This is a genomic window from Pseudomonas sp. 30_B (assembly GCF_017491605.1).
Classification (GTDB): Bacteria; Pseudomonadota; Gammaproteobacteria; order Pseudomonadales; family Pseudomonadaceae; genus Pseudomonas.
Genome location: NZ_JAFGYY010000054.1, coordinates 1 through 3,084 on the forward strand (window position 1 = coordinate 1; position 3,084 = coordinate 3,084).

A 3,084-nucleotide genomic window follows, 5' to 3' on the forward strand; every position below is an offset into this window, starting at 1 on the left:
GTGCGGTTCTCTTCGCCCCACTCCACGTTTACCGGCGCCGAGGTGTCGGGCAGGAAACGGCGGAACGAGTTGACGTTCGGGGCGAACAGCGGCAGGGCTTCGGGAATGAACTTCTGCAGACCGCCGACGTGGTGCAGGAACAGCTCGCTCATGCTGCCGTCGGCGTTGGAGAAGATGTTCTTGCCGGTCTTCAGGTCGACGATGCTCTGGTGCAGGTGCATGGCGCTGCCCGGCTCGCCGGTCATCGGCTTGGCCATGAAGGTCGCCGCCACGTTGTGCTTGAGCGCCGCCTCGCGCATGGTGCGCTTGAACACCACGATCTGGTCGGCCAGGTCCAGGGCATCGCCATGACGGAAGTTGATTTCCATCTGCGCGGTGCCTTCTTCATGGATCAGGGTGTCCAGATCCAGGCCCTGCAGTTCGCACCAGTCGTACATGTCCTCGAACAGCGGGTCGAATTCGTTCGCCGCGTCGATGGAGAAGGACTGGCGGCCGGTTTCCTGGCGACCGGAGCGGCCCACCGGGGCCTGCAGCGGGTAATCCGGGTCGTCGCTGCGCTTGGTCAGGTAGAACTCCATCTCCGGCGCGACGATCGGTTTCCAGCCCTTGTCGGCATAGAGCTTGAGCACGCGCTTGAGCACGTTGCGCGGCGACAGTTCGATGGGGTTGCCCATCTTGTCGTAGGTATCGTGGATCACCATCGCGGTCGGTTCGATGGCCCACGGGACGAGAAACACGGCATTCTCGTCCGGGCGGCAGACCATATCGATGTCGGCCGGGTCCAGCAGGTCGTAATAGATGTCGTCCTCGACGTAATCACCGGTCACGGTCTGCAGGAGGACGCTCTCCGGCAGGCGCATGCCCTTCTCGTTGAGGAATTTGGCAGTCGGCGCGATCTTGCCCCGGGCAATCCCGGTCAGGTCGGCGATCATGCATTCCACTTCGGTGATCTTGCGTTCCTTCAGCCAGCTGCTGAGCTGGTCTAGCTTGGTAGTCATAAAGACCTCAGGGGTTGAGAGCCGGCACCCACGCCAGGCTCAACGGTTCCCCGCCCTCTTGCTGCAGGCCTTGCCGAAGGCCTGGAAGATAGCGAGATAGTTGGGGTTCGTTTCGACCTGCCACTCCGGGTGCCACTGCACCCCGACGGCAAAGGCCGCACCTTCGACGGAGAAGGCTTCAACCAACCCGTCAGGCGCCAGAGCTTCTACACGAAGGCCGGGCGCCAGACGTTCAACGCCCTGGCCGTGAATGGAGTTGACCTGGAACTGCGAGGGTAGCCCGATACCGGCGAATACGCCGCCTGGCTGCACGCTCACCGCGTGCCGCAGTCCATACTGAACCTCGAGCGGCTGGTCGGCCGGCTCGCGGTGATCCATGAAACCTTCGACCTCATGCACTTTCTGGTGCAGCGAACCGCCGAAGGCCACGTTCATTTCCTGGAATCCGCGGCAGATGCCCAGCACCGGAACTCCGGCCGCGACGGCGCGGCGAATCAGCGGCAGCGTGGTGCTGTCGCGCGCGGAATCATGAAGAGTGCCGGCTTCGCTTGCGGAGCCACTATAATGATGAGGCTCGACGTTAGATGACGAGCCAGTGAACAGCAGGCCGTCGAACGCGGCCAACATGGCTTCCTGGTCGATGGCATCGCCCAGGGAGGGAATGATCACCGGAATGCCCGCGGCCCCGGAGATCACAGCTCTGAGGTATTTGTCGCCAGTGACGTGGTAGGGTTTCGAACCGAGCTGCTTGAGGCAGGCAGACACGCCGATTAACGGCAGGCGAGACATGGGGCACCCGTGTTTGTATGTGTTATGGGCTTGAGGCCGAGCTTAGCCTTGTTCATTTTTTTACACAACAGAAATGTAAAAAATCAAACACGCCCCTCTGAACAGCCCGCCAAACAAGGCTTTCCGCTCGCCTGAAGCGACCTGTAACGCCCCAAAACCGGCCCATTGCGAATATGGCGCCCCATTTTGGTGCAACATTGACAACCCTTGCCAATTCGGATTGACTCACACCTCAGCCTTCGAATGATTGAAATTTTTAACAATAAAGGTGTTACATCATGTCGGTACCCCAGAGTGCCGTTTCGCTCGAAGAAGCGAGTGAGTTCCTGAAGGAACACCCCGAGGTCCAGTTCGTCGACCTCCTGATTGCAGATATGAACGGTGTGGTTCGCGGCAAGCGCATCGAACGCACCAGCCTGCCCAAAGTCTATGAGAAAGGCATCAATCTCCCCGCCTCTCTCTTCGCTCTCGACATCACCGGCTCCACTGTAGAAAGCACTGGCCTCGGCCTGGACATTGGCGACGCGGACCGCGTCTGCTTCCCTATCCCCAACACCCTATCCATGGAACCCTGGCAGAAGCGCCCGACCGCGCAACTGCTGATGACCATGCACGAGATGGAAGAGCGCCAGCCGTTCTTCGCCGACCCCCGTGAAGTGCTGCGCCAGGTGGTGCAGAGATTCACCGACATCGGCCTGACCATCGTCGCGGCCTTCGAGCTCGAGTTCTACCTGATCGACCAGGAGAACGTGAACGGCCGTCCGCAGCCGCCGCGCTCGCCGATCTCCGGCAAGCGTCCGCAATCGGTCCAGGTCTACTCCATCGATGACCTCGACGAGTATGCCGACTGCCTGCAGGACATCATCGACGGCGCCCGCGCCCAGGGCATTCCGGCCGACGCCATCGTCAAGGAAAGCGCCCCGGCCCAGTTCGAAGTCAACCTGCACCACGTTGACGACGCCCTGAAGGCCTGCGACTACGCAGTCCTGCTCAAGCGCCTGATCAAGAACGTCGCGTACGACCACGAGATGGATTCGACCTTCATGGCCAAGCCCTACCCGGGCCAGGCTGGCAACGGTCTGCACGTCCACGTCTCGCTGCTCGACAAGGACGGCAAGAACATCTTCACCAGCGAGGATCCCGAGCAGAACGCCGCGTTGCGCCACGCGATCGGCGGTCTGCAGAAGTTCATTCCCGAAGCCCTGCCGCTGTTCGCCCCGAACGTCAACTCGTTCCGCCGTTTCCTGCCCGACACCTCGGCGCCGGTAAACGTGGAGTGGGGCGAAGAGAACCGCAC

Annotated in this window: 3 protein-coding genes; 1 reads left to right on the plus strand and 2 read right to left on the minus strand. The window is 61.3% G+C overall.

Features of this window, described 5'->3' with window-relative positions:
* Together J5M67_RS27130 and J5M67_RS27135 are read right to left on the minus strand one after the other, a co-directional pair.
* The coding region (locus J5M67_RS27130) for a glutamine synthetase family protein (RefSeq protein ID WP_207888503.1) at positions 1-998 on the minus strand (998 nt) is incomplete at its 3' end.
* A gap of 39 nt (positions 999-1,037) precedes the next feature.
* Positions 1,038-1,787 (minus strand): gamma-glutamyl-gamma-aminobutyrate hydrolase family protein, encoded by a 750-nt coding sequence (locus J5M67_RS27135; protein WP_207888504.1) that lies wholly within the window; start codon positions 1,785-1,787, stop codon positions 1,038-1,040.
* A gap of 278 nt (positions 1,788-2,065) precedes the next feature.
* On the opposite strand from J5M67_RS27135, the gene J5M67_RS27140 reads away from it, so the two are divergent.
* Positions 2,066-3,084: glutamine synthetase family protein (locus J5M67_RS27140; protein WP_207888505.1), on the plus strand; the 1,019-nt coding region annotated here is incomplete at its 3' end.